Origin of the sequence: Pseudomonas sp. BRM28 (assembly GCF_002939405.1) — a bacterium.
Taxonomy (GTDB): Bacteria; Pseudomonadota; Gammaproteobacteria; order Pseudomonadales; family Pseudomonadaceae; genus Aquipseudomonas; species Aquipseudomonas palmensis.
Map to the genome: position 1 here is coordinate 1,393,385 of NZ_PEFV01000001.1, position 23,617 is coordinate 1,417,001.

Genomic DNA, 23,617 nt, shown 5'->3' on the forward strand with positions numbered 1-23,617 from the left:
AAAGCCGGGCTGTTCAAGAATGGCCTTGCAGGCCATTTCACAGTTGGTACGGGCAATGGGCATGCACCTGAAACGGTTAGTCGGAGTATTTGCATTCATGGCTTCCCTTGCAGCACAAGCCACCGAAACCCCCGTGCAGCCTTCGCTGCAGCAGGACGGGCGGTACCGCAACCAGGCCCAGTTGCCCCGCGACGGGGTGCTGAAAAAACTGCGCATCGGTTTCAAGTTCCTGTTTCTGAGCAAGCCGGCCGACACCCGGCCAACCCTGCCGATACCGGTGCACCCCCTGAGCCAGGCCCAGGTGCTGGCCGCGCCGAACCGCAGCCTGTGGCGCCTGGGCCATTCCACGGTGCTGCTCAAGCTGCGCGATCGTTTCTTCATCACCGACCCGGTGTTCGCCGAGCGCGCCTCGCCGGTGCAGTGGGCCGGCCCGCAGCGCTTTCACCAGCCGCCGCTGGCGCTGGAGCAACTGCCGCCGATCACGGCGGTGATACTGTCCCACGACCATTACGACCATCTGGATGAACGGGCGGTGCTGGCCCTGGCCGAGCGCACCGAGGTATTCCTTGCCCCGCTTGGGGTGGGCGACACCCTGGTCGGGTGGGGCGTGCCTGCGGCCAAGGTGCGCCAGCTCGACTGGTGGCAGGCCACGGAGGTTGCGGGCATCCAGTTCGTCGCCACCCCGGCGCAGCACTTCTCCGGGCGCGGGCTGTTCGACAGCAACCGCACCCTGTGGGCGTCATGGGTGGTGCTCGATGAGGACCTGCGCCTGTTCTTCAGCGGCGATACAGGCTATTTCGAGGGCTTCAGGCAGATCGGCGAACGCTATGGGCCATTCGACGTGACCCTGATGGAAACCGGCGCCTACAACGTCAACTGGCCCAATGTGCACATGCAGCCCGAGCAGAGCCTGCAGGCGCACCTAGACCTGCGCGGGCGCTGGTTGCTGCCGATCCACAACGGCACCTTCGACCTGTCCACCCACGCCTGGCATGAACCCTTCGACCGCATCATGGCCCTGGCGGCCAACGCACGGGTACCGCTGAGCACCCCGCAGATGGGGGAGCGGGTCAGCCTGGTGCAACCGCAGCGGGGTACCGCGTGGTGGCTTCCACTGGAGCAACAGCAGGCCCAGGCGGCCGTGTTGGCCTCCGGGCAGCGTTAAGGTGCGTCGCTAGGGTCGCGCCGGCCGGGCAAGGGGCGCTCGCGGCCCTTGCTCAGGGTTTCATCGGGCAGGCCGGCGTCGCTGCGAATCTGCGCATGGCTGATCAGCGCGAAGATGAAGCTGCCGCCCACGATGTTGCCCGCCAGGGTCGGCGCGGCAAAGTGCAGCCAGAACTGCTGCCAGCTCACTTCCCCGGCCCACACCAGGTACGACACCTCGACCGAGCCAACCACGATATGGGTGAAGTCACCCAGCGCCATGAGATAGGTGATCAGCAGGATGATCCAGATCTTGGCGTTCTCCATCGACGGGATCATCCACACCATGGTCGCGATCATCCAGCCCGAGATGATGCCCTTGGCAAACATCTGGCCCACCTCGTTTTCCATGACCTTGCGCCCCACTTCAAGAAAGGCGAGATCGGTCTTGGTGTCGAAGATCGGCAGGTGCAGCATCACGTATGACACCAGCACGGTGCCCACCAGGTTGCCGAACAGCACCACGCCCCACAGGCGCAACAGGCGCCCCACATTGTTGAACGTGGGTTTGGTCATCACCGGCAGCACGGCGGTCAGGGTATTTTCGGTAAACAGTTGCTGGCGCGCGAGAATCACCGCCAGAAAGCCCGCCGAATAGCCCAGGCTGGCGATCACCTGGCTGCTGTCGCCCTCGGGCAGGCGGGAATAGAACAGCCCCATCGCCATCAGCGACAGGCCCATGCTCAAGCCGGCCGCCAGTGCCGACCACCACAGCGCCGCGATGGTGCGCTGCAGTTCCTTGTCGCCCTGGGCGCGGATGATCTCGTGGAGCACAGCGGCACGTGGCGGCTGGTTGTGGCTGACCTCCTGCTCTTCGTCCGCTGACAGGCCCGGGGTCTTGCCGCTTTTCTGCTCGTTCATGGGGGAGGTTTCCGTGGGGGGCTCTGAGTAAAGATCCGCCGCCGTTCAATTAGTTGCCTTGTGCCGCAGGCTTTGTCGGCATAATTCACCCCTCTTGAATAGCGGACGTTTTTCCCATGAAACATGGATGTTGCGTCGCACTGCTGGCCGCGCAGGCCTTGACCGCAGCCATGCCCGCCCAGGCGGGCTTGGGCAGCGACGTGTTCACCGGTACCTTGGGTACCCAGTCGATCGTGCTGGAGCTCGACCGCGCCGTGCCCGAGGATGTCAGCGGGCGTTACTTCTACGTGAAGCATCACCACGACCTGCAGCTCACCGGCAGCATCCAGGGCACGCGGATTCAACTGGTGGAGGGGCATGAGCCGGCCCCGGAGGCAGGCATCGACTCGCTGCCAACACTCGCGCTGTGGCCGGCTGCCCAGGGCGGCCTGCAAGGTGAGTGGCAAAGCCCCCAGGGCAAACGCCTGCCGATCACGCTGCTGCCGGCACGACTGCCGCAGGTACCGTCGGGTGCCGATCCGTTCCTGGCCCGCCAGTACACCGACTCACCCTATGAATACCTGAGGCTGATGCAACTGCCGTTGAAGCCGGGCGAGCTTGAACACTTTCAAGGCTACCCGCTGCGCTGGCTGAGCGAGCCGTCCTCGGGGATAAGCCTGTTCGTGATCGAGGACGGTTACCCTGCGCAGCAGCTCACACGCCTCAACCAGTTGCTGCGCGCGCGCCTGTCCAGTGATGTGGTGGCCTACCACCAGTGCATGCTGCTGGGGCGCCCTGGCGGGTACTACCGGCAGACGGTGACGCCGCGGTTCATGAGCAATGCGCTGCTCAGTGTCAGCATCGTGCAGGACTACAGCTGCGACGGCACGCCGATGCTGCCCACCGATGCGCCGCTCAACCTGGCGGTGGAGTCGGGCAAGGAGCTGACCCTGGACGATGTGCTGTGGGTGGGCGAGGGCAAGCCGTTTCACTACGAGTACCAGCCTGGCCCCAACCCCGAGCAGTTCGCCACCGTGAGTTTCGGTGCCTATGTGGACTACCGTTCGCGCACCTTTGCGCCGTGGTTGCTGGCGCAGCTCAAGCAGCTTTATCCGCAGCACATGTTGGGCGAGGTGGGCGAGGACGGCTGCGATTACGCAAAGGCGCAGGTGTGGCAGATGCCCACATGGCGCTTTACCCCCGAAGGCATCCAGTTCGACCCGGTGTTCGACAGCGTGCAGCGCCATTGCCGTGGGGTGGGCTGGGCGGTGCTGCCGTATCGGATAGTGAGGCAGCATGCAGGTGGGGTGGAGCTCGAACTGCCGGAGTGAGGGCGTTCAACTATGTAGCACCGCTGCAGCCGGCAGCGACTTCAAGCTCTCTGCTCCGCCACTTCAAGCAGAGAGCAGCCCATGACTATCGGTTCCACCTACAACCATCCCGCTGATGTTGCGACCCCCTTGGCGGGTAATGCCGAAGGCTGGTCGGCGCGGTTCCCCAACCCGCCCGATCTGTGTTTTGACTACCGCAGGTTGCTCGAGCAGGTCGGTGGTATCGCCCAAGCCCGTCGCGCCGAGCACCGCATTTGCATCATCGGTGCCGGCGTTACCGGTTTGACTGCCGCCCGCGAGCTGCTGCGTTGCGGCTTCCAGCACATCACCCTGATCGAAAAGTCGCAACGGATCGGCGGTCGGCACATGACCATCGTCGACCCTGGCCCAGGCGACAGGGAGCCTTCGACGCCGTTCGAAATGGGCGCCATGCGCATGCCGTTGTTCAATCGCAGTGGCGAAGCGCCGAAAGAGGGGCGCTCGTTGATGGCGTACTACGCTAGTCAGTTCGATCTGCGCTTGTCCGACTTTCCCAACCCGGGTACGCCTGCCGTACGCTCGACAGGCATCTACCTGCGTGAAGGTCTGCTGGACGGCGAGGGCGAGCCGACGCTGTTGATCTGGGACAACGCTGACGGCCGGACACCGCCACCTACGGCCACCTTGCAACAGGTACATGAAAAGTGGCGGGTGTTTGCCGACCGGATGACCGAAACCGTGGCGCAAGCCTATGGCGGCGAGCAGTGGGAAGACCTGTGGGCCGCCATTGTTGAACGCTATCAGGCAATGTCGTTTCGGGACCTGGTCAGGTTGCCGGCAATTGATGTGTGGAACCCCGAAACGCCCGGCGACTTCGGCGGCCTGGGCATGAGCGCGGCAGAGTCCGCGTTGTTCTATGCCATCGGTATCGGCGACGGCAGTTGGGGGGCTTTCTATGATGTCTGCAGCCTGTATCCGCTGCGAACGGCGATCTTCGGCTTCAGCAGCCACCTGCAACTGGTGCATGGCCGCGTGGACGAGCAGGGTGACCCGCTGGACGCGCCGCTGGTTGCCAATGGGCCTGTATACGACAGCAGAGGTCTGCCGTTCGCGTCACCTACCTACCTGGGGCTGGCCGCTCTGGATGAATGCCTGTTGTTCATGCCGGTAGCGCCAACCGGTGCATCTCCCTACCAGCACCTCAGTGCCCTGCCCAACGGGCTGCTTACCGACAGCCCGGTTACTGGCCTGCGCAAGCTGGCGAACCAGCAGATTCGCGTGCAGTACCAGTGGCATGCCAGCGACCTGCAGTCGAGCACGTTGCAGAGCGAAGACTTCGACGCAGTGATCGTCACCTTGCCTTCCTGGCTGATCGAGACATCGGTGCGTCTTGAAGGCTTCACTGCAGCAATGCTGCCTCAGCAGATCATCGATGCATACAAGACGGCGCACTGGGAAACCAGCTGCAAGGTGTATGCGCCATTGCAGAAAAGTTTTTTGCAACGTAATCAGGCCATCCCGCAAATTCTCGTTACTGACAGCTTTATCCACGATGTTTATGCCTATCGCTACAACGACCGCTATGCCAGCGACTGCATCCTGCTCAGCTACACCTGGGAGGACGACGCGACCAAGCTGGCCGCGTTCAGCGATGAGCAACTGGTGGAAAAGTGCGTGCAGGAGCTGGACCGGATCCTGTTGCGGTGCAGCAATGTGCAGGCACCGCTATCGCCGTATGTCGATACCCGCAATGCGCGGGTGCAGCGTTGGGTCACCGACCGCAATGCTCTGGGCTGCGCCAGGCTCTACCGGGCCGGCACCTACTACGATGCGTTGAGCCTGATGCGATACAGCCGTGAGCATGCCCGTCACAGCGGGTTGTACCTGGCAGGCGAGTCGTTCTCGGTGGATGCAGGCTGGACCGAGCCCTGCCTGCGTACCGCGATCGATGCCGTGATCAACCTGTGCAACGACACCGGGGCGCTGTTCAACGGCGGTTTCAGCATGTCGGTCTATCCGCACTATCGCATTCAGCCCCAGGCGTCCCGGTAGGCCTTTCCTACAGGCGCAGAGCGGCCTTGCAGCATTGTCGGAAGGGGCCGACTTGTCCCTCTTGAGGGTTGTTTTGTCCACTGGAAAGCCTCCAAACGACAACTCGAACAACAAAAAGGACACTTCCATGCCTGCACCCTCTGTCCCGGTCAGCCCCGTGCGTATTGCCGTGATCCAGTTCGACCCTCAGGTCGGGCTGGACCAGTGCGACAACAACTTGTGCAAAGGTCTGCAGCTCGCCGAAGAGGCGGTGCATGACGGCGCCAACCTGATCGTGCTGCCCGAGCTTGCCAACACCGGCTACACCTTCGAGACCCGAGCAGAAGCCTATGCGCATGCCGAAACCCTCGATGAAGGTCCCAGCATCAAGACCTGGCGCGCCTTCGCCCGGGAGCATCAGGTGTACCTGGTGGCAGGATTTGCCGAGCGCGATGGCCTCAAGCTGTATGACAGCGCGGTGCTGTTCGGCCCCGACGGCCTGCTGGGCCATTACCGCAAGGCACACCTGTGGAACCAGGAAAAGCTCTGGTTCAGCCCCGGTGATCTGGGCTTTCCGGTGTTTGAAACCCCGATCGGCCGGATCGGCCTGATGATCTGCTGGGACGTATGGTTTCCCGAGGTGCCACGCCTGCTTGCGTTGCAGGGTGCAGACATCATCTGCAGCCTGAACAACTGGGTGTGGACACCGCCCCCGTTGTTCGATGCCAGCGGCAGGTGCATGGCCTCGTACCTCACCATCACTGCGGCCCACGTCAACAATGTCTACATTGCCGCCGCCAACCGCATCGGCAGCGAGCGTGGCGGGCGTTTTCTGGGGTGTTCGCTGATCGCGGGCACCAATGGCTGGCCGTTGGGCAAGGTGGGGGGCGCCGAGGACGAGTGCATCCTGTATGCCGATGTCGACCTCAGCACTGCACGCAGCGCGCCGGTCTGGAACAGCCTGAATGACCTGCCACGGGACCGTCGCACCGATTGCTATGGCGCGATGCTGGGTTATGACCAGCATCCAGCGCTGCCGCGCTGAGGAGTCGCCATGGACAAGTCAATCGACAAGGTGGAGGCAGGCTTTCTGCCTTTGCTGCTGATGTGCGTGTGCGTGTCGCTGGGCACCGGGGTGTTCATCGAGGTCATCAGCGGGCGTGCGGCATCCTGGGTCGGGGTATGGCCCGACTACGCGCACATGGTCGCCAACCTGCACGAGCCGCTGGCGCGGTTGCGCTGGATCGTCGGCGATATCAGCGAGGTAGCGTTCTACAAGCATGAGCTGCCGGCGATCGGGTTGCTGCTGGGCGCCGCGCTGGCCCATTGGGCGCACCGCACGGGCCGGGCATGGCAGGGCTTTGCGATCTGCTATGGCACCGGGTTGTGGCCCTGGCTGGTGACTAGTTCGCTGCTGGGGCTGGTGTTCAGCCATGTGCTGTGGGGCTGGACGCTCAGCGCCAGCACCTGGCAACCCACCTTCGTCGCGTTCGTCTCGCTGCCGGCGGCGATGGTGCTGCTGTTCGGCGGCGGCTGGAAGGTCGCGATCAATGGCGCGTTGCTGGGGGCACTGCTGGTGACGCCAGCAAGCCTGCTGCTGGTCAATTACCTGTGCTACCCATTCGGCTTGCCGGTGGTGATCGGCAATGTTGGCGGCATGGCCGTTGCGAGCGTGCTGGCGTTCATGCTGTGCCGGCGGTTTGCAGGCCTGGTGCGCTCGACGCCGCCTGTCGATGCGCCGCCACCGGCACCGGTCGTCGAGAGAGCGACACCGCACTACGGCGTTGGCTGGACGCTGCGACGGGTGCTGGCCGACTTCAGCGAGGCGCCGTTCTTCGGCAATGAGCTGGCCAGCCTGGGCTTGTTGCTCGGCGTGCTGGCGGCCTACCTGCTGTCGCCGGCCGGGCCGGCCTACGGCTCGCAGCTGGTGCTGGAGATGGTGGGCGGGCAGGCGCTGGCGTCGCTGATCGGCGTGCTGTTGTGGCGCAGGCAATGGATGCAGAGGGGGTGGTACCCGACCTACATCCCGATCGTTTCCGTGGTGCCGGCGGCGGTGCTGACATTGGGTGGCACGTGGGAGGTGGTGGTGCTCAGTGCCGGCCTGGGCGCGGTGATGGCACCGCCATTGGCGGTCGCAATCAGCCAGCGCCTGCCCAGCCATCTGCATGGGTACATTGGCAACGTGCTGTCGATGGCTGCCTGCACGCTGATGATCCTGCCATTTGTGGGGTGGCTGACGGGCGCCGGGTAAGCGCTGAAGGGCGGGGTGATGTAGTGTTACGGCAGGATCCCGCCTTGAGGCTATGCCATGACAGCTTTTGTACAGCCTTTGAACGATAAGGAAATGACCCGTCTTGATGGTTTTCTGCTCAAGTACGGTAACGATGAAGCCATCCTCACGCTCTCGGAGCTGGATGGCTTTCTGGTGGCGCTGGCCAGTTCGCCCGTGTTGTTGACGCCCAACGAATGGCTGCCCGAAGTGACCGGCGGCAGAGCGCCGCGGTTCAAGAAGCCGGCCGAGGCCGAGGCGTTTTCGGCGTTGTTGATGCGCTACATGAACAACGTGGCGGGCGAGCTCAGTGAGGCGTGTGATGCCTTCGAACCGTTGTTTCTCGAAGACGAGTCCGAGCCTGATCCGCAGCTGGTGGTCGAGGAGTGGTGCTTCGGCTACTTGCGGGGTGTGCAGGTAGCGCGCTGGCCGGCGCTGCCGCCGGTGCAGGTACGGCACCTGGAGGCGATTGCGCTGCATGGGCTGGACGAGAACATCGAAAAAGTCGAGGCGTTGCAGCCGCAGGAGCATGCGGCTTCGGTCGAGGCCGTCGTGATCGGTTTGCGGGCGTTGTATCGGTTTTTCGATTCGCAGCGGGGGTAGCCATCGCGCGACCCTCTGATTTGCCGACGCCATCGCGGGTCAAGCCCGCTCCCACAAAGTGTTTGCGCCCTCCTGTGGGAGCGGGCTTGCCCCGCGATGGGCTGTCTGCCAACCCTAATCTTGTTGTAATTCCAGGTAATCAATGACACTGCATGTACTGTTCGTGTGTACTCAGAACCGCTTGCGCAGCCCCACGGCTGAACAGGTGTTTGCCGACTGGCCGGGGGTGGAGACGGCCTCTGCCGGTGTGGGCAATGATGCGGACGTGCCGGTGGGCAACGAGTTGCTGGCGTGGGCAGACCTGGTGATCGTGATGGAGCAGGCGCACCGCAAGAAACTGTCGGCGCGATTCCGCTCGGTGCTGGGCGACAAGCGTATCGTTTGCCTGGGCATCCCGGACGACTATGGGTTCATGGCGCCGGAGTTGGTTGAACTGTTGAAGGCCAGGGTGCCGCAGTTTTTGCCGGATCAACTGTAATAGTGCGCAAGGTCTGCTGGCCTCTTCGCCAGCAAGGCTGGCTCCTACCGGGTTCCAGCGTGACCCTGGCTGACAGACGCTAGCAGGCGCAGCGACCAACAGCATGCGAAAACCTCTGAAAAAAGCCAGGCACAAAAAAGGCCGCCTTGCGGCAGCCTCTTTTTGCAGCATCCACGCGCGGGAAATCAATCCCAGCTCAACGCGCCGCCAGTCTGATACTCGATAACCCGCGTCTCGAAGAAGTTCTTCTCTTTCTTCAAGTCCATGATTTCGCTCATCCATGGGAACGGGTTGGTGGTACCTGGGTACTCTTCCTTCAGGCCGATCTGCGACAGGCGACGGTTGGCGATGAACTTGAGGTAGTCCTCCATCATCGCCGCGTTCATGCCCAGCACGCCGCGTGGCATGGTGTCGCGTGCGTATTCGATTTCCAGCTGAGTACCCTGCAGGATCATCTGCGAGGCCTCTTCCTTCATCTCGGCATCCCACAGGTGCGGGTTTTCGATCTTGATCTGGTTGATCACGTCGATACCGAAGTTCAGGTGCATCGACTCGTCACGCAGGATGTACTGGAACTGCTCGGCAACGCCGGTCATCTTGTTGCGACGACCCATCGACAGGATCTGGGTGAAGCCGCAGTAGAAGAAGATGCCTTCGAGTACGCAGTAGTAGGCGATCAGGTTGCGCAGCAGTTCCTTGTCGGTCTCGACGGTGCCGGTGTCAAACTCCGGGTCCGAGATGGCACGGGTGTAGCGCAGGCCCCAGGCGGCCTTTTTCGCGACCGAAGGGATCTCGTGGTACATGTTGAAGATCTCGCCTTCATCCATGCCCAGCGATTCGATGCAGTACTGGTACGCGTGGGTGTGGATCGCCTCTTCGAACGCCTGGCGCAGGATGTACTGGCGGCACTCGGGGTTGGTGATCAAGCGGTACACGGCCAGTGCCAGGTTGTTGGCAACCAGCGAGTCGGCGGTGGAGAAGAAGCCCAGGTTGCGCATGACGATGCGACGCTCGTCGTCGGTCAGGCCTTCGGGGGTCTTCCACAGGGCGATGTCCGCGGTCATGTTGACCTCTTGCGGCATCCAGTGGTTGGCACAGCCATCCAGGTACTTCTGCCAGGCCCAGTCGTACTTGAACGGTACCAGCTGGTTGAGGTCGGCGCGGCAGTTGATCATGCGCTTCTCGTCGACCGCTACACGGGCAGCAGAGCCTTCCAGCTCGGCCAGGCCTTCGGCGATGTCGAGATCGTCCAGGGCCGCCTTGGCGCGCTTGACCGCGTCGGAGTCGGCGGCGGTCACTGCACGGGCTTCCTGCGCGGCCACACCGCCAGCGCTGTCGAGCTTGTCGATGCCCGCTTCAGCCACCTGAGAGGCGGTTTGACCTTTGGCGGCGACTTCGCCGTCTTCGTTTTCGAATTCGTCCCAGCTCAGCATGATGGGTCTCCTGCTTGAGGGCCATGAAAGAGTATGGCCGGTTGGATCTAGGGTTGCGCTGCTCGCGGTTAAGGTGTGCACGCAAAATCTTGGAATGCTTCCGGGGGCGCAGCCCCTCGGGGAGGGCGGGGTGACCCGCACCTGGGTGTTCGGCGATAGAGGCCGGTGGTTGTGCCGACCTCTTCGCTGGCAAGGCCAGCGCCTACAGGGTAGGCGCAAGGCGCCGCTTGCAAGCGGCGCCTTCAGGCCTTACTGGCAGGCTTCGCAGTCCGGCTCGTCGATCGCGCAGGCTTTTGGCACTGGGGCAGGGCCGGCTGGCGCTGCTGCCTGGACCGGGGCGCTGTCGCCACCGCTGGACACGGCGTTGAGCTTGCCGGTGCTGATGGTCGACTTCTCGGTGCTGGTGGCGGCCAGGGCACGGAGGTAGTAGGTGGTTTTCAGGCCACGGTACCAGGCCATGCGGTAGGTCACGTCCAGCTTCTTGCCCGAAGCGCCGGCAATGTACAGGTTCAGCGACTGGGCCTGGTCGATCCACTTCTGGCGACGGCTGGCTGCATCGACGATCCATTTGGTCTCGACTTCGAACGCGGTGGCGTACAGGTCCTTGAGCTCCTGCGGAATACGCTCGATCTGCTGCACCGAACCATCGTAGTACTTCAGGTCGTTGATCATGACCGAGTCCCACAGGCCGCGGGCCTTCAGGTCGTGGACCAGGTACGGGTTGATCACGGTGAACTCGCCCGACAGGTTCGATTTCACGTACAGGTTCTGGTAGGTCGGCTCGATCGACTGCGAAACGCCGGTGATGTTGGCGATGGTCGCGGTCGGTGCGATGGCCATGATGTTCGAGTTGCGAATGCCTTTCTGCACGCGGGCACGTACCGGTGCCCAGTCCAGGCTCTCGTTCAGGTCGACATCGATGTACTGCTGGCCACGTTGCTCGATCAGGATCTGTTGCGAGTCCAGCGGCAGGATGCCCTTGGACCACAGCGAGCCCTGGAACGTCTCGTAGGCGCCACGCTCATCGGCCAGGTCGCAGGAGGCCTGGATCGCGTAGTAGCTGACCGCTTCCATCGACTTGTCGGCGAACTCGACCGCAGCGTCCGAACCGTACGGGATGTGCTGCAGGTACAGCGCGTCCTGGAAGCCCATGATGCCCAGGCCCACAGGGCGGTGCTTGAGGTTCGAGTTGCGCGCCTGCGGCACGGAGTAGTAGTTGATGTCGATCACGTTGTCGAGCATGCGCACGGCAGTGTTCACGGTGCGTTGCAGCTTGGCGGTGTCCAGCTTGCCGTCGACGATGTGGTTCGGCAGGTTGATCGAGCCCAGGTTGCAGACCGCGATCTCGTCCTTGTTGGTGTTCAGGGTGATCTCGGTGCACAGGTTCGAGCTGTGGACCACGCCCACGTGCTGCTGCGGCGAACGCAGGTTGCACGGGTCCTTGAAGGTCAGCCACGGGTGGCCGGTCTCGAACAGCATCGACAGCATCTTGCGCCACAGGTCTTTGGCCTGGACGGTCTTGAACACCTTGATCTTGTTGTACTCGGTCAGGGCTTCGTAGTACTCGTAGCGCTCTTCGAAGGCCTTGCCGGTCAGGTCGTGCAGGTCTGGTACTTCGCTTGGCGAGAACAGGGTCCACTTGCCGTCATCGAAGACACGCTTCATGAACAGGTCGGGGATCCAGTTGGCGGTGTTCATGTCGTGGGTACGACGACGGTCATCACCGGTGTTCTTGCGCAGCTCGATGAATTCTTCGATATCCAGGTGCCAGGTTTCCAGGTAGGCACAGACCGCGCCCTTGCGCTTGCCGCCCTGGTTGACCGCAACAGCGGTGTCGTTGACCACCTTGAGGAAGGGCACGACGCCCTGGGACTTGCCGTTGGTGCCCTTGATGTAGGAGCCCAGTGCACGCACAGGGGTCCAGTCGTTGCCCAGGCCACCGGCGAATTTCGACAGCATGGCGTTGTCGTGGATCGCGTGGTAGATGCCCGACAGGTCGTCCGGCACGGTGGTCAGGTAGCAGCTCGACAGCTGCGGACGCAGGGTGCCGGCGTTGAACAGGGTCGGGGTCGAGGCCATGTAGTCGAACGACGACAACAGGTTGTAGAACTCGATCGCACGGGCTTCCTTGTCTTTCTCTTCCAGCGCCAGGCCCATGGCCACGCGCATGAAGAACACCTGTGGCAGCTCGAAGCGCACGCCATCCTTGTGGATGAAGTAGCGGTCGTAGAGGGTCTGCAGGCCCAGGTAGGTGAACTGCTGGTCGCGCTCGTGGTTGATGGCCTTACCCAGACGCTCCAGGTCGAAGTCGGCCAGGGCAGGGTTGAGCAGTTCGAACTGCACGCCCTTGGCCACGTAGGCAGGCAGCGCCTTGGCGTACAGCTCGGCCATTTCGTGGTGGGTGGCGCTGTCGGCCACTTCGAGGAAGCTCAGGCCTTCGGCACGCAGGGTGTCCATCAGCAGGCGGGCGGTGACGAACGAGTAGTTCGGCTCGCGCTCTACCAGGGTACGGGCGGTCATCACCAGGGCGGTGTTGACGTCCTTGATGGCCACGCCGTCGTACAGGTTCTTCAGGGTTTCGCGCTGGATCAGCTCGCCATCGACTTCGGCCAGGCCTTCGCAGGCCTCGGTGATGATGGTGTTCAGGCGGTTCATGTCCAGCGGCGCGAAGCTGCCGTCGGCCAGGCTGATGCGGATGCTCGGGTGCGGCTGTACCGAGGCGTCGGCCGGAGTGCGGGTGGCACGCTCCTTGGCACGCTGGTCACGGTAGATCACGTAGTCACGGGCGACTTTCTGCTCGCCGGCGCGCATCAGGGCCAGTTCGACCTGGTCCTGGATCTCTTCGATATGGATGGTGCCGCCCGAAGGCATGCGACGCTTGAAGGTGGCGGTGACCTGCTCGGTCAGGCGGGCGACGGTGTCGTGGATGCGCGACGAGGCGGCAGCGGTGCCGCCTTCAACTGCGAGGAACGCTTTGGTGATGGCCACGGTGATCTTGTCGTCGGTGTAGGCGACGACAGTGCCGTTACGCTTGATCACGCGCAGTTGGCCGGGGGCGGTGGCAGCCAGATCCTGGTTCGAATCAGCGGCCTGCGGCGCCAGCGCCTGCGGGTTCTCGCGAGTTGTGTCGGTTTGCATGGGTGTCTCCACGTTCTCTATGTTTGTTCAGATGCCTTTTGGGCACCTACCGTTCCGTCCGAAAGCTCGCCAACTTGCCCACCGGCGCATGCGCGCCTGGCCGGGCAGGGTCTACCGACTTCGGGACAGATCAGGAAAAAAAGGGGCAATCGCTTGCCGCTCCCTGGCCGAAGTCAAAGGTTCTGGGCCACGGCCCAAAAACTGTTGCTGACGGGGTTGCACTTGCAACACCCGTACCCGAAACAAGGCCCGTCGCGGGCTTGCACCGGTCGCCTTCCGCAGGAGCGGTTTGGCTGCGAATTTCAATCAAAGTTCAAGCAAAAAAAGCGCCTCTGAAGGCTTGAGTTCTCTGCTCCACTTGTGCTTGGATTTTTGTTCAAAACCCAACATGTAGTGTTTTGTCGCGCTGGGGATACAAGATAATGCGGTATCGGGGGTATTGCAAGGCAGTGGCCTGTGGATAACGTGTGGGTAGATTGTGCGTGATTATGGGCAAAGCCTTGTAGGCCGCGTCCCACCGCCATTCCACCGCTCGTCACTCTTTTTTTGCCCGGGCAAAGCGTCGCAGGGGCATTTTTGAGGGCGCGAACCCTATCACAAAAAACACACTTGTCCAGCGACTTTGGCGCGGCTTTTTCCGGCGCCCGGCAGTGGTAGTATCGCGGGCCAATGTTGCCCTTTATTGAAGGGCTTCACTCCAACAATAAAAAGCCCAGCCGAGGTGATCCGTGCAGCAGCCCAACAGTCAGGTGTTGATCGTCGAGGATGACGAGCGTCTAGCCGAGCTGACCCGTGACTACCTGCAAGCCAATGGCTTCGACGTGGCGGTGGAGGGCGATGGGGCGAAGGCGGCGGCGCGCATCGTGGCCGAGCAGCCAGACCTGGTGATCCTCGACCTGATGCTGCCCGGCGAGGACGGCCTGAGCATCTGCCGCAAGGTGCGCACGCAGTACAACGGGGTCATCCTGATGCTCACCGCGCGCAGCGAGGACCTGGACCAGGTGCAGGGTCTGGACCTGGGCGCCGACGATTACGTGTGCAAGCCGGTGCGCCCGCGCCTGTTGCTGGCGCGGATCAACGCCTTGCTGCGCCGCACCGAGGTGCCGGCCACCACGGGCGAGCGCCAGAGCCTGCAGTTCGGCCCGCTGCGGGTGGACAACACCCTGCGCGAAGCCTGGCTCGGCGACAACGGCATCGAGCTGACCGCTGCCGAGTTCGACCTGCTGTGGCTGCTGGTGAGCAACGCGGGGCGCATCCTGTCCCGCGAAGAGATCTTTACCTCCCTGCGCGGGGTGGGCTATGACGGCCAGGACCGCTCCATCGATGTGCGCATTTCGCGCATCCGCCCCAAGATAGGCGACGACCCCGACCACCCGCGCATGATCAAGACGGTGCGCAGCAAAGGCTACCTGTTCGTGGGCGAGGCTGCCCAGGCGCTGGGCCTGGTTGAATGAACTCGATCTTCCTGCGCATCTACGGCGGCATGCTGGCCGCCCTGGTGCTGGTGGCGTTGCTGGGCGCGCTCAGCCTGCACCTGCTCAACGAGGTGCGTGCCGAGCAGTACCGCGAGCGCCTGGCCCACGGCACCTTTACCCTGATGGCCGACAACCTGGCCCCCATGAGCGATGTGGAGCGTACCCGGGCGCTGGCGATATGGGGGCGCCTGCTGGGCATTCCGCTGGCCCTCGCCTCGATCGATCAGGCCGCCCTCGACGGTAGCCAGCGCACCCGCCTGCAACGCGGGCATGTGCTGGTGCAGCGCACCGGCCCCCATGCGGCGCGGGTGCTGCGCCAGGTGCGCGGGCAGAACCTGTTGCTGACCGGCGAGGTGCAGCAGATCAGCGAGCAACTGGCCCGCGCCACCATCTACCTGCTGGCCGACGAACTGGTGCGCTACCCGGTGGGCGAGCAGCCGCAGCGCCTGGCCGAACTCAAGCAGAGCAAGGGGTTCGGCTTCGACCTGCGCCTGCTCAGCCTCGACCAGACCGACATGGACGGCGACCAGCGCCGTCGCGTCGACGAAGGCGACACCGTGATGGCGCTGGGCAAGGACGGCAACTCGATCCGCGTGTTCGCCGGCATGGTGGCCACGCCCTGGGTGCTGGAGATCGGGCCGCTGTATCAGATGAACCCGTATCCACCGCAGATGCTGCTGGTGATCGCGGCGCTGGGGCTGTGCCTGATCGGCCTGATCGTGTACCTGCTGGTGCGCCAGCTGGAGCGGCGTCTGTCGGGCCTGGAGGCGGCGGCCACGCAGATTGCCCAGGGTAGCCTGGACGTGCGGGTGGCAGCGGACGACGCCGACTCGGTGGGGCGCCTGGCCGCGGCGTTCAACCATATGGCCGGGCACCTGCAGCAATCGCTGAACATGCAGCGCGAACTGGTGCGGGCGGTGTCCCATGAGCTGCGCACCCCGGTGGCGCGCCTGCGCTTTGGCCTGGAGATGGTCGAGAACGCCAGCAGCGAGCACGCCCGCGAGAAATACCTGCTGGGCATGGACAACGACATTCAGGACCTCGACCGGCTGGTCGACGAGATGCTCACCTACGCACGTCTTGAGCAAGGGGCGCCGGCCCTGAACTTCCAGCGTATCGACCTGGACGCCTTGCTCGACCAGGTGATTGCCGAACTGGCGCCGCTGCGCCGCGAGGTGCGGGTGCTGCGCGGGCCGTGCCAGGGCGGCGAGCAGGGGGCGTGGGTCGAGGCCGAGCCGCGCTACCTGCACCGCGCCCTGCAGAACCTGGTGAGCAATGCGATGCGCCACGCCGAGTCGCAGGTCAGCCTGAGCTATCAACTGGGCGCCCAGCGCTGTCGCATCGACGTCGAGGACGATGGGCCGGGGGTGCCGCAAAGCGCCTGGTCGCGCATCTTCACGCCCTTTACCCGCCTGGACGACAGCCGTACCCGCGCCTCTGGCGGGCACGGGCTGGGCTTGTCGATCGTGCGGCGGATCATCTACTGGCATGCCGGGCGCGCCCTGATCGGCAAGAGCGAGCGCCTGGGTGGTGCCTGCTTCAGCCTGAGCTGGCCACGCGCGCATGACGCGGAGCAGGCGCAGGAGGACGGCCTTGAGGCTCGCTGAGCTGTTGCGCCCCGACGCCTTCGATGCCCTGCTGCTGGGGCTGTACGGCCCCGAGCTGATGCCGGCGCAACGGCCGGTGCTGGTGTCGCAATGGTCCAAGTACTACTTCGCCGTGCTGTGGCGTGCGGCCCTGGTCGGGTGCGCCCCGTTGCAGGTTCAGGCGCTGGCGGTGACGCTGGATGGGCGCGGCCTGCCAACCGACCTGTCGACGTCCTCGGCGGTGGGCGGTGTGGTGGCGGTACTGGAACGGCACCTGCCAGCCATCGTCGATCAACTGGCCGTGCTGGGCAGCGTGCCGGCGGCGGTGTTGTGGGGCAATGCCGGTGACTGCCTGGAGCAGATTGCAGGTGAGCGGCCCGAGGTCCAGCGGTTGCTGGATACGCCCGGCAACCCGCTGTACGGCGCGGTGCGCTACACCCCTGACGGGCGGCGGGTCAGGCGCACCTGTTGCCTGAGCTACAAGGTCGAGTGGGTTGGGCGCTGCGCGCAGTGCCCGCTGTAAGCCTGCGGCTCACACGCTGACCAGGCTCAGCAACTGATCGCCCTGCAGGCTGAACTGCCCCTGGATTTCCCGGCCGTGGCACCACAGCGGCGACAGGTCGGTGAGCAGGCGCAGGCGGGCGTGGCCATCGGCGGACCACTCCAGCAGTTCGGCGTGCTCGAAATAGAAGCGCTTGCGCACTATGGGGTACAGCGCCTTGAACAGGCTTTCCTTGAGGGAGAAGGTCAGCGTGGTGGTCAGGCTCAGCTGGCTGCGGTCCATGCGCTGCAGCTCATCGGCAGTGAGGATTTCGCCCATCAGGCGTTCGGCGCGTTCGGTCTCCAGCAGGTTTTCCTGGTCCAGGCCCAGGCCCTGGCAGTCGCTGCTGCGGGCCACCACGGCGGCCGCCCAGCCCTTGCCGTGGGTGATCGAGCCGCTGATGCCGGCCGGCCATAGGGGGGCGCGGTCGTCGCCGGTGGCGGGCAGGTAGTCGCGCCCGTCCAGGCGCTGCAGGGCGGCGCGGGCGCACACGCGGCCGGCCAGGTACTCGGCCTGACGCTTGGCCACCGAGCGTTGCAGGCTGGGGGTGGGTTCGATGGCGGCGCGCCGGAAGTCATCGGCGGCGAGGTTGGCCGGGTCGAAGGCGCAGCTGACCAGCACCGCACCGGGGACCGGGTGGGGCAGGGGCCAGTGGTGCTGGAGCGGGGCGCAGCAGTGCGGGAGTCGATTCATGGGCGCTATTGTGCCGTGGCCCACGAGCCTTCGCCAGCAACGCTGGCGCCTACAGGTTCACGCGGCCTGCCGCAGGAGCCAGCGTTGCCGCCAGGCGGGCTTCAGTCAAACACCTTCTTCAAGAACACCTGCAGGTCTGCCCACGAGCTTTCATCGGCGGCCTTGTCATAGCCGATATCCGGCCCGCCGTGCTCGCCGTGGCTCAGGCGGTCGGCATCCGGGTTGGTGAAGCCATGCTTGGCCCCCGGGATGCTCACGAACTTCAGGTCGGCGCCGGCTGCCTCCATCTCCTTCCTGAACGCAGCCACCTGCTCGGGCGTGACCATGCTGTCGCTGGCGCCATGCTCCACCAGCAACGGCGCCTTCACACTGCCGCTGGTTGCCGGCGTGGCCGTCACCAGCGCTCCGTGAAAGCTCGCCACCCCCGCCAGCGGCTCACTGCGCCGCGCAGCGTCCAGCACCACCTTGCCGCCGAAGCAGTAGCCGATGGCGGCGATCTTGTCGGGGTTGGTCTGCGGCTGGATCTTCAGCAACTCGACCCCGGCATCGAAGCGTGTTGCCGCCGTCTTCGGGTCTTTCAGGGCCGCCGCCATGAACGCCTGCGCATCGGCCGGGTGCTCGGTGTTCTTGCCGTCGCCATACATGTCGATGGCCAGCGCGCTGTAGCCCAGCCCGGCCAGGTCGCGGGCACGGCGCTTGGCATAGTCGTTCAGCCCCCACCATTCGTGCACCACCACCACCCCGGGACGTTCGCCCTTCACGGCGTCGTCATAGGCGTAGTAGCCCACCAGGCGCTTGCCGTCGGCGTCCTGGTAGTCGATCTGGCGGGTTTGCACCGCAGCCTGGGCCAGGCCAGTGGCGCCGATCAGGGCAAGTGCGAGCAGGTAACGCATGGTCAGTCTCCTTTTTTCCGTTGATGCCCGCTCGTTCAGCCGGGGTTCAGCCAGCATTCAGCGGCGGTTCAGGGCGCCCTGCTTACTCTAGCTCCCACACAAACACCGCGCATCACTCTGGAGTACACACTCATGAAAAGCCTCAATACCGTACTGATCGCCATCACCATGCTGGGTGCCAGCTCCCTGGTACAGGCTGCCGACACCACCTTCGCCGGCCTCACCTACGGCCAGACCAGCGACAAGATCAAGAAGTCCGGCCTGCTCAGCAGCAACACCGACCACCTCAACACCGACGGCATCATCAGCAAGGACGGCACCTGGGGTGCGCGCATTGGTCAGCAGAACGACCAGGGCCGCTACTACCTCACCTATGACAACGTCTCCAACAACCACAGCGGCCTGAAAATGCGCCAGGAAAACCTGCTGGGCAGCTACGACGTGTTCTATCCGCTGGGTAGCAGCACCAAGGCATTCGGCGGTGCGAGCCTGGGCGTGACCAAGCTCAGCCAGGAATCCTCCGGCTACAGCCGCGACACCGACACCGGCTACGCCTACGGCCTGCAGGCCGGCGTACTGCAACAGGTCAGCAGCAATGCTTCGGTCGAGCTGGGCTACCGCTACCTGCGCAGCAACGCCACCACCGAACTGTCCGAGCACGACGGCGACAAGCTCGGTGCCCTGCGCCTGAAAAGCAGCGCGCAAACCTACCTGTCGGCCAACTACCTGTTCTGAACCCCCGCGCAATACCCGAACCGGCCTTCACTCTGGCCGGTTCGCTGTTATTCTGCCGTTATGTAGCGAGATGCCCGGCCAAGCAGGCCGGGCCTGGTTATGGAGGAGCGTATGAAACTGCTGGTGGTCGAGGATGAAGCCCTGTTGCGGCATCACCTGTTCAGCCGTCTGAGCGAAAGCGGGCATGTGGTCGAAGCGGTGGCCAATGCCGAGGAGGCGCTGTACCAGGCCGAACAGTTCAATCACGACCTGGCCATCGTCGACCTGGGCCTGCCGGGCATGAGCGGGCTGGACCTGATCCGCCAACTGCGCAGTCAGGGCAAGACATTTCCTATCCTGATTCTCACCGCCCGTGGCAACTGGCAGGACAAGGTCGAAGGCCTGGCCGCCGGTGCCGACGACTACGTGGTCAAGCCGTTCCAGTTCGAAGAGCTGGAGGCGCGCCTGAATGCGCTGCTGCGCCGCTCCAGCGGCTTCACCCAGTCGACCATCATCGCAGGCCCCCTGCGCCTGGACCTCAACCGCAAGCAGGCGCTGCTCGATGACCAGCCCCTGGCATTGACCGCCTACGAATACCGCATCCTCGAATACCTGATGCGCCATCACCAGCAGGTGGTGGCCAAGGACCGTCTGATGGAGCAGCTGTACCCCGACGACGGCGAGCGTGACCCCAACGTGATAGAAGTGCTGATCGGCCGCCTGCGCCGCAAGCTCGAGGGCGACAACGGCTTCAAGCCCATCGACACGGTACGTGGCCTGGGCTACCTGTTCACCGAGCGCTGCCTGTGATTCGTTCGCTGCGCCTGCGTCTGATGCTGGCCGCAGCGGTGCTGGCGCTGCTGTTCATGCTGGCCCTGTTGCCGGCCCTGCAGAAGGCCTTCAGCCTGGCCCTGCAGGAGTCCATCGAGCAGCGCCTGGCCTCGGACGTGACCACGCTGATCTCGGCGGCGCGCATAGACGGCGGCAAGCTGCAGATGCCCGATCTGCTGCCGGACGAGAAATTCAACCTGCCCGACAGCCGCCTGCTCGGCTACATCTACGACCGCCAGGGCAACCTGGTGTGGCGTTCGCGTGCCACCAACGACGAGAACATCAACTACACACCCCGCTACGACGGGCGCGGCAACGAGTTCGCGCGCATCCGCCAGGACCACGGCGAGGAGTTCTTCGTCTATGACGTGGAGGTCAAGCTGCTGGGTGGCAAGAGCGCGGCCTTCAGCATCGTTGCCCTGCAACCGGTGCGCGAGTACCAGCAAACCCTCAACGGCCTGCAAGAGAAGCTCTACCTGGGCTTTGGCGCGGCGCTGCTGGCCCTGATGCTGCTGCTCTGGGCCGGGCTGACCTGGGGCCTGCGCTCGCTGCGGCGCATGAGCGTGGAGCTGGACGACGTGGAGTCCGGCGCCCGCGAGGGCCTCAGTGCCGAACACCCGCGCGAGCTGTTGCGCCTGACCGGCTCGCTCAACCGCCTGCTGCGCAGCGAGCGCGAGCAGCGCGGGCGCTACCGCGACTCGCTGGATGACCTGGCGCACAGCCTCAAGACCCCGCTGGCGGTGCTGCAAGGGGTCAGCGAAAGCATGGCCCAGCGCGAAGGCGAGCGCGAGCAGGCGCGGGTGCTGCAGAGCCAGATCGAGCGCATGAGCCAGCAGATCGACTACCAGTTGCAGCGCGCCAGCCTGCGCAAGAGCGGCCTGGTGCGCCACCAGGTGGCCTTGCACCCGCTGCTCGACAGCCTGTGCAGCACCCTGGCCAAGGTCTACCGCGACAAACAGGTGCACATCACCTACGCAGTGCCCGACCAGGCACTGGTACCCATGGAGCAGGGCGCATTGCTCGAACTGCTCGGCAACCTGCTGGAAAACGCCTACCGTCTGTGCCTGGGGCAAATCCGCATCAGCCTGCGGGTCAGCGACACGGCGCTGGAGCTGTGTGTCGAGGACGACGGCCCCGGCGTACCGGTGCACCAGCGCGAACGTATCCTGCAGCGGGGCGAGCGCCTCGATCGCCAGTACCCGGGGCAGGGCATCGGCCTGGCGGTGGTCAAGGACATCATCGAGAGCTACGACGCCACCCTCACTCTCGACGATTCGCCCCTGGGCGGCGCTGCCTTCCGTATCCGCTTTCCGCTCGACTGAGCGCCTGCCACATTCCGCCCAGTGGGCGGATTACCGCCATCATCGGGTCTATTCTTTGAGTGCCGGGCGGAAATCCGCCAACTGGCGCGTCCTGCCTTGCTGCCTTGCGGTGCACGAAATGCCCTGAAACAGGGTGTTTGCACCGCCTTGGCACATCCTGGCATCAGCCTTGCTATTGACTCCGCAGAGCATTGCCACGCAGCTCGACACAACAAATCCCTCCAATGCAGGAGGGTTCGCGCTTTAGGTGCCGATCGCCTCCTGGGAAGGATGGGCCGGCACATTGAGGAAAATAGCCATGACGACGCGTCAGCCGCTGTACAAATCGCTGTATATCCAGGTGATCATCGCCATCACCATCGGTATCTTGCTGGGTCACTTCTATCCCGACACCGGTGTGGCGCTCAAGCCGCTGGGTGACGGTTTCGTCAAACTGATCAAGATGGTCATCGCCCCCATCATCTTCTGCACCGTGGTCAGCGGCATCGCCGGCATGCAGAGCATGAAATCGGTCGGCAAGACCGGCGGCTACGCGCTGCTCTACTTCGAAATCGTCTCGACCATCGCGCTGATCATCGGCCTGGTCGTGGTCAACGTGGTCAAGCCGGGTGCCGGCATGCACATCGACGTGACCACCCTCAACGCCAGCAGCGTGGCTGCCTATGCCGCCGCCGGTGCACAGCAGACCACCGTCGGCTTCCTGCTCAACATCATCCCCAACACCGTGGTCGGTGCCTTCGCCAACGGCGACATCCTGCAGGTGCTGATGTTCTCGGTGATCTTCGGTTTCGCCCTGCACCGCCTGGGTGCCTACGGCAAGCCGCTGCTGGACCTGATCGACCGCTTCGCCCACGTCATGTTCAACATCATCAACATGATCATGAAGCTGGCTCCGATCGGTGCCTTCGGTGCCATGGCCTTCACCATCGGCCAGTACGGCGTGGGTTCGCTGGTGCAGCTGGGCTACCTGATGGCCTGCTTCTACATCACCTGCCTGCTGTTCATCCTGGTGATTCTGGGCGGTATCGCCCGTGCCCACGGCTTCAGCGTACTCAAGCTGATCCGCTACATCCGTGAAGAGCTGATGATCGTGCTCGGCACCTCGTCGTCCGAGTCGGCCCTGCCACGCATGCTGGCCAAGATGGAGCGTCTGGGCGCGAAGAAATCGGTGGTTGGCCTGGTGATCCCGACCGGCTACTCGTTCAACCTGGACGGCACCTCGATCTACCTGACCATGGCTGCGGTGTTCATCGCCCAGGCCACCGACACCACCATGGACATCACCCACCAGATCACCCTGCTGCTGGTGCTGCTGGTGGCCTCCAAGGGTGCTGCAGGCGTTACCGGCAGCGGCTTCATCGTGCTGGCCGCGACCCTGTCGGCGGTCGGCCACCTGCCGGTTGCCGGCCTGGCGCTGATCCTGGGTATCGACCGCTTCATGTCCGAAGCCCGTGCCCTGACCAACCTGATCGGCAACGCGGTGGCAACCGTGGTGGTGGCCAAGTGGGTCAACGAGCTGGACGAAGACAAGCTGCAAGCCGAGCTGGCTTCGGGTGGTTCGCCGCTGGTCGACACCCGTCCTACCGACGACCTGGGTGTCGCCGAAGGTGCGGTACGCCAGGGCTGAGGTTAGCCAAACGCAAAAAGCCCATCTTCGGATGGGCTTTTTTTTGTGCCTGTGCAGGCGTCTTCGCCGCAAGGCCGGCTCCTGCAGGGCGCTGGCTTGCCGGCGAAGCGTCTACTCCACCCGCGTCTCGCCGGTGAACACCAGCGTCTGCCGACACCGCCGGCACAGATACCGCCGCCCCTGGCGCACCAGCCCGTGGCGCTGCGCCGAGAACGGAAAGTCACTGCCCGCACATGGGCACTTGTAGATGTAGCGGGTCACGCTGCGGCGCTTGACTGCATAGTTGTGGCAGCGGTTGGGTGGCAGCTCGTACACCCCGCGCATGATCAGCTGCCACTCCTCGCCATGGGGCTGGATGCGGTCGCCGAACAGTTGATGCGCCACCAGGTGCGCGACTTCGTGTGGCACGGTCTGGCGCAGGAAGTCTTCACTGTTCTCGCGGTACAGCTGCAGGTTGAAGCGCAGCAGGTTTTCGTGCAGGTGCGCGACACCGGCCTTCTGCCCGCGCAGCTTGAAGCTCACCTCGGGACGCAGGAAGGGGCGCTTGAAAAAACTTTCGGCTTGCTGGTAACAGCTTTCGACGCGGGAATTGAGCAGCTCTGGCATATCGGTTGGACACTCCTGGCCGGC

At 64.1% G+C, this 23,617-nt stretch carries 20 protein-coding genes; 14 read left to right on the forward strand and 6 right to left on the reverse strand.

From position 1 onward, the window contains the following. Window positions 1-97: 97 nt before the first annotated feature. Window positions 98-1,165, forward strand: a complete 1,068-nt coding sequence (locus CR917_RS06555) for an MBL fold metallo-hydrolase (RefSeq protein ID WP_104572045.1) — start codon at window positions 98-100, stop codon at window positions 1,163-1,165. On the opposite strand, the gene CR917_RS06560 is transcribed toward CR917_RS06555, so the two are convergent. Then, window positions 1,162-2,064, reverse strand: a complete 903-nt coding sequence (locus tag CR917_RS06560) for a formate/nitrite transporter family protein (RefSeq protein ID WP_043862589.1) — start codon at window positions 2,062-2,064, stop codon at window positions 1,162-1,164. The genes CR917_RS06555 and CR917_RS06560 overlap by 4 nt on opposite strands. Before the next feature lie 116 nt (window positions 2,065-2,180). On the opposite strand from CR917_RS06560, the gene CR917_RS06565 reads away from it, so the two are divergent. From CR917_RS06565 to CR917_RS06590, 6 genes are all read left to right on the forward strand, one after another. Further along, window positions 2,181-3,374, forward strand: coding sequence for a hypothetical protein (locus tag CR917_RS06565; protein WP_146094983.1), 1,194 nt, complete (start codon window positions 2,181-2,183; stop codon window positions 3,372-3,374). Window positions 3,375-3,455: 81 nt separating this feature from the next. Further along, a complete protein-coding gene (locus tag CR917_RS06570) occupies window positions 3,456-5,405 on the forward strand; it encodes an FAD-dependent oxidoreductase (RefSeq protein ID WP_104572047.1) in 1,950 nt (649 codons plus the stop codon). A gap of 127 nt (window positions 5,406-5,532) precedes the next feature. Beyond that, window positions 5,533-6,429 carry a nitrilase family protein gene (locus tag CR917_RS06575; RefSeq protein ID WP_054914714.1) on the forward strand — a complete coding sequence of 299 codons (897 nt, stop codon included), beginning with the start codon at window positions 5,533-5,535 and terminating at the stop codon, window positions 6,427-6,429. A gap of 9 nt (window positions 6,430-6,438) precedes the next feature. Continuing rightward, window positions 6,439-7,635: a hypothetical protein gene (locus CR917_RS06580; RefSeq protein WP_104572048.1), complete on the forward strand. Its 1,197-nt coding sequence runs from the start codon at window positions 6,439-6,441 to the stop codon at window positions 7,633-7,635. Between the two features lie 57 nt (window positions 7,636-7,692). Beyond that, entirely contained in the window at window positions 7,693-8,256 is a 564-nt protein-coding gene (locus CR917_RS06585) for a UPF0149 family protein (RefSeq protein WP_054914713.1), read from the forward strand. Between the two features lie 142 nt (window positions 8,257-8,398). Beyond that, a complete protein-coding gene (locus CR917_RS06590; protein ID WP_043862584.1) occupies window positions 8,399-8,734 on the forward strand; it encodes a low molecular weight protein tyrosine phosphatase family protein in 336 nt (111 codons plus the stop codon). Window positions 8,735-8,919: 185 nt separating this feature from the next. Here the strand turns inward: CR917_RS06590 and CR917_RS06595 are convergent, their stop codons facing one another. Together CR917_RS06595 and CR917_RS06600 are read right to left on the reverse strand one after the other, a co-directional pair. Then, the gene (locus CR917_RS06595) at window positions 8,920-10,167 is read right to left on the reverse strand and encodes a ribonucleotide-diphosphate reductase subunit beta (protein WP_043862583.1); all 1,248 of its coding nucleotides are present in this window, start codon (window positions 10,165-10,167) and stop codon (window positions 8,920-8,922) included. A 249-nt stretch (window positions 10,168-10,416) separates the two neighbouring features. Beyond that, a complete protein-coding gene (locus CR917_RS06600; RefSeq protein WP_043862582.1) occupies window positions 10,417-13,305 on the reverse strand; it encodes a ribonucleoside-diphosphate reductase subunit alpha in 2,889 nt (962 codons plus the stop codon). A 728-nt stretch (window positions 13,306-14,033) separates the two neighbouring features. Between CR917_RS06600 and CR917_RS06605 the strand changes: the two genes are divergently transcribed. From CR917_RS06605 to CR917_RS06615, 3 genes are read left to right on the forward strand one after another with little or no spacing between them, the layout of a single operon-like run. Continuing rightward, window positions 14,034-14,759 carry a response regulator transcription factor gene (locus CR917_RS06605; protein ID WP_054914711.1) on the forward strand — a complete coding sequence of 242 codons (726 nt, stop codon included), beginning with the start codon at window positions 14,034-14,036 and terminating at the stop codon, window positions 14,757-14,759. Next, window positions 14,756-16,387, forward strand: coding sequence for an ATP-binding protein (locus CR917_RS06610; protein WP_054914710.1), 1,632 nt, complete (start codon window positions 14,756-14,758; stop codon window positions 16,385-16,387). Before CR917_RS06605 ends, CR917_RS06610 begins: the two co-directional genes overlap by 4 nt. Continuing rightward, the gene (locus CR917_RS06615; RefSeq protein WP_158255580.1) at window positions 16,374-16,889 is read left to right on the forward strand and encodes a (2Fe-2S)-binding protein; all 516 of its coding nucleotides are present in this window, start codon (window positions 16,374-16,376) and stop codon (window positions 16,887-16,889) included. Before CR917_RS06610 ends, CR917_RS06615 begins: the two co-directional genes overlap by 14 nt. A gap of 9 nt (window positions 16,890-16,898) precedes the next feature. Here CR917_RS06615 and CR917_RS06620 read toward each other — a convergent pair whose 3' ends face one another. Next, window positions 16,899-17,600, reverse strand: a complete 702-nt coding sequence (locus CR917_RS06620; RefSeq protein ID WP_043862578.1) for a 4'-phosphopantetheinyl transferase — start codon at window positions 17,598-17,600, stop codon at window positions 16,899-16,901. Between the two features lie 101 nt (window positions 17,601-17,701). Further along, window positions 17,702-18,493: a dienelactone hydrolase family protein gene (locus tag CR917_RS06625; RefSeq protein ID WP_058540996.1), complete on the reverse strand. Its 792-nt coding sequence runs from the start codon at window positions 18,491-18,493 to the stop codon at window positions 17,702-17,704. A gap of 132 nt (window positions 18,494-18,625) precedes the next feature. On the opposite strand from CR917_RS06625, the gene CR917_RS06630 reads away from it, so the two are divergent. The 4 genes from CR917_RS06630 to CR917_RS06645 all read left to right on the forward strand — a co-directional run bounded on the left by CR917_RS06630 (window position 18,626) and on the right by CR917_RS06645 (window position 22,987). After that, on the forward strand, window positions 18,626-19,228 hold the full coding sequence (locus tag CR917_RS06630) for a membrane protein (RefSeq protein WP_043862576.1): 603 nt from the start codon (window positions 18,626-18,628) through the stop codon (window positions 19,226-19,228). A 111-nt stretch (window positions 19,229-19,339) separates the two neighbouring features. Beyond that, window positions 19,340-20,017: a response regulator gene (locus CR917_RS06635; protein WP_043862575.1), complete on the forward strand. Its 678-nt coding sequence runs from the start codon at window positions 19,340-19,342 to the stop codon at window positions 20,015-20,017. Further along, the gene (locus CR917_RS06640; protein WP_043862574.1) at window positions 20,014-21,360 is read left to right on the forward strand and encodes an ATP-binding protein; all 1,347 of its coding nucleotides are present in this window, start codon (window positions 20,014-20,016) and stop codon (window positions 21,358-21,360) included. The genes CR917_RS06635 and CR917_RS06640 overlap by 4 nt, the downstream gene beginning before the upstream one ends. A gap of 298 nt (window positions 21,361-21,658) precedes the next feature. Beyond that, the gene (locus CR917_RS06645) at window positions 21,659-22,987 is read left to right on the forward strand and encodes a dicarboxylate/amino acid:cation symporter (protein ID WP_054914705.1); all 1,329 of its coding nucleotides are present in this window, start codon (window positions 21,659-21,661) and stop codon (window positions 22,985-22,987) included. 111 nt (window positions 22,988-23,098) lie between these two features. Here the strand turns inward: CR917_RS06645 and CR917_RS06650 are convergent, their stop codons facing one another. Continuing rightward, on the reverse strand, window positions 23,099-23,593 hold the full coding sequence (locus CR917_RS06650) for a SprT family zinc-dependent metalloprotease (protein WP_043862572.1): 495 nt from the start codon (window positions 23,591-23,593) through the stop codon (window positions 23,099-23,101). Window positions 23,594-23,617: the final 24 nt, after the last annotated feature.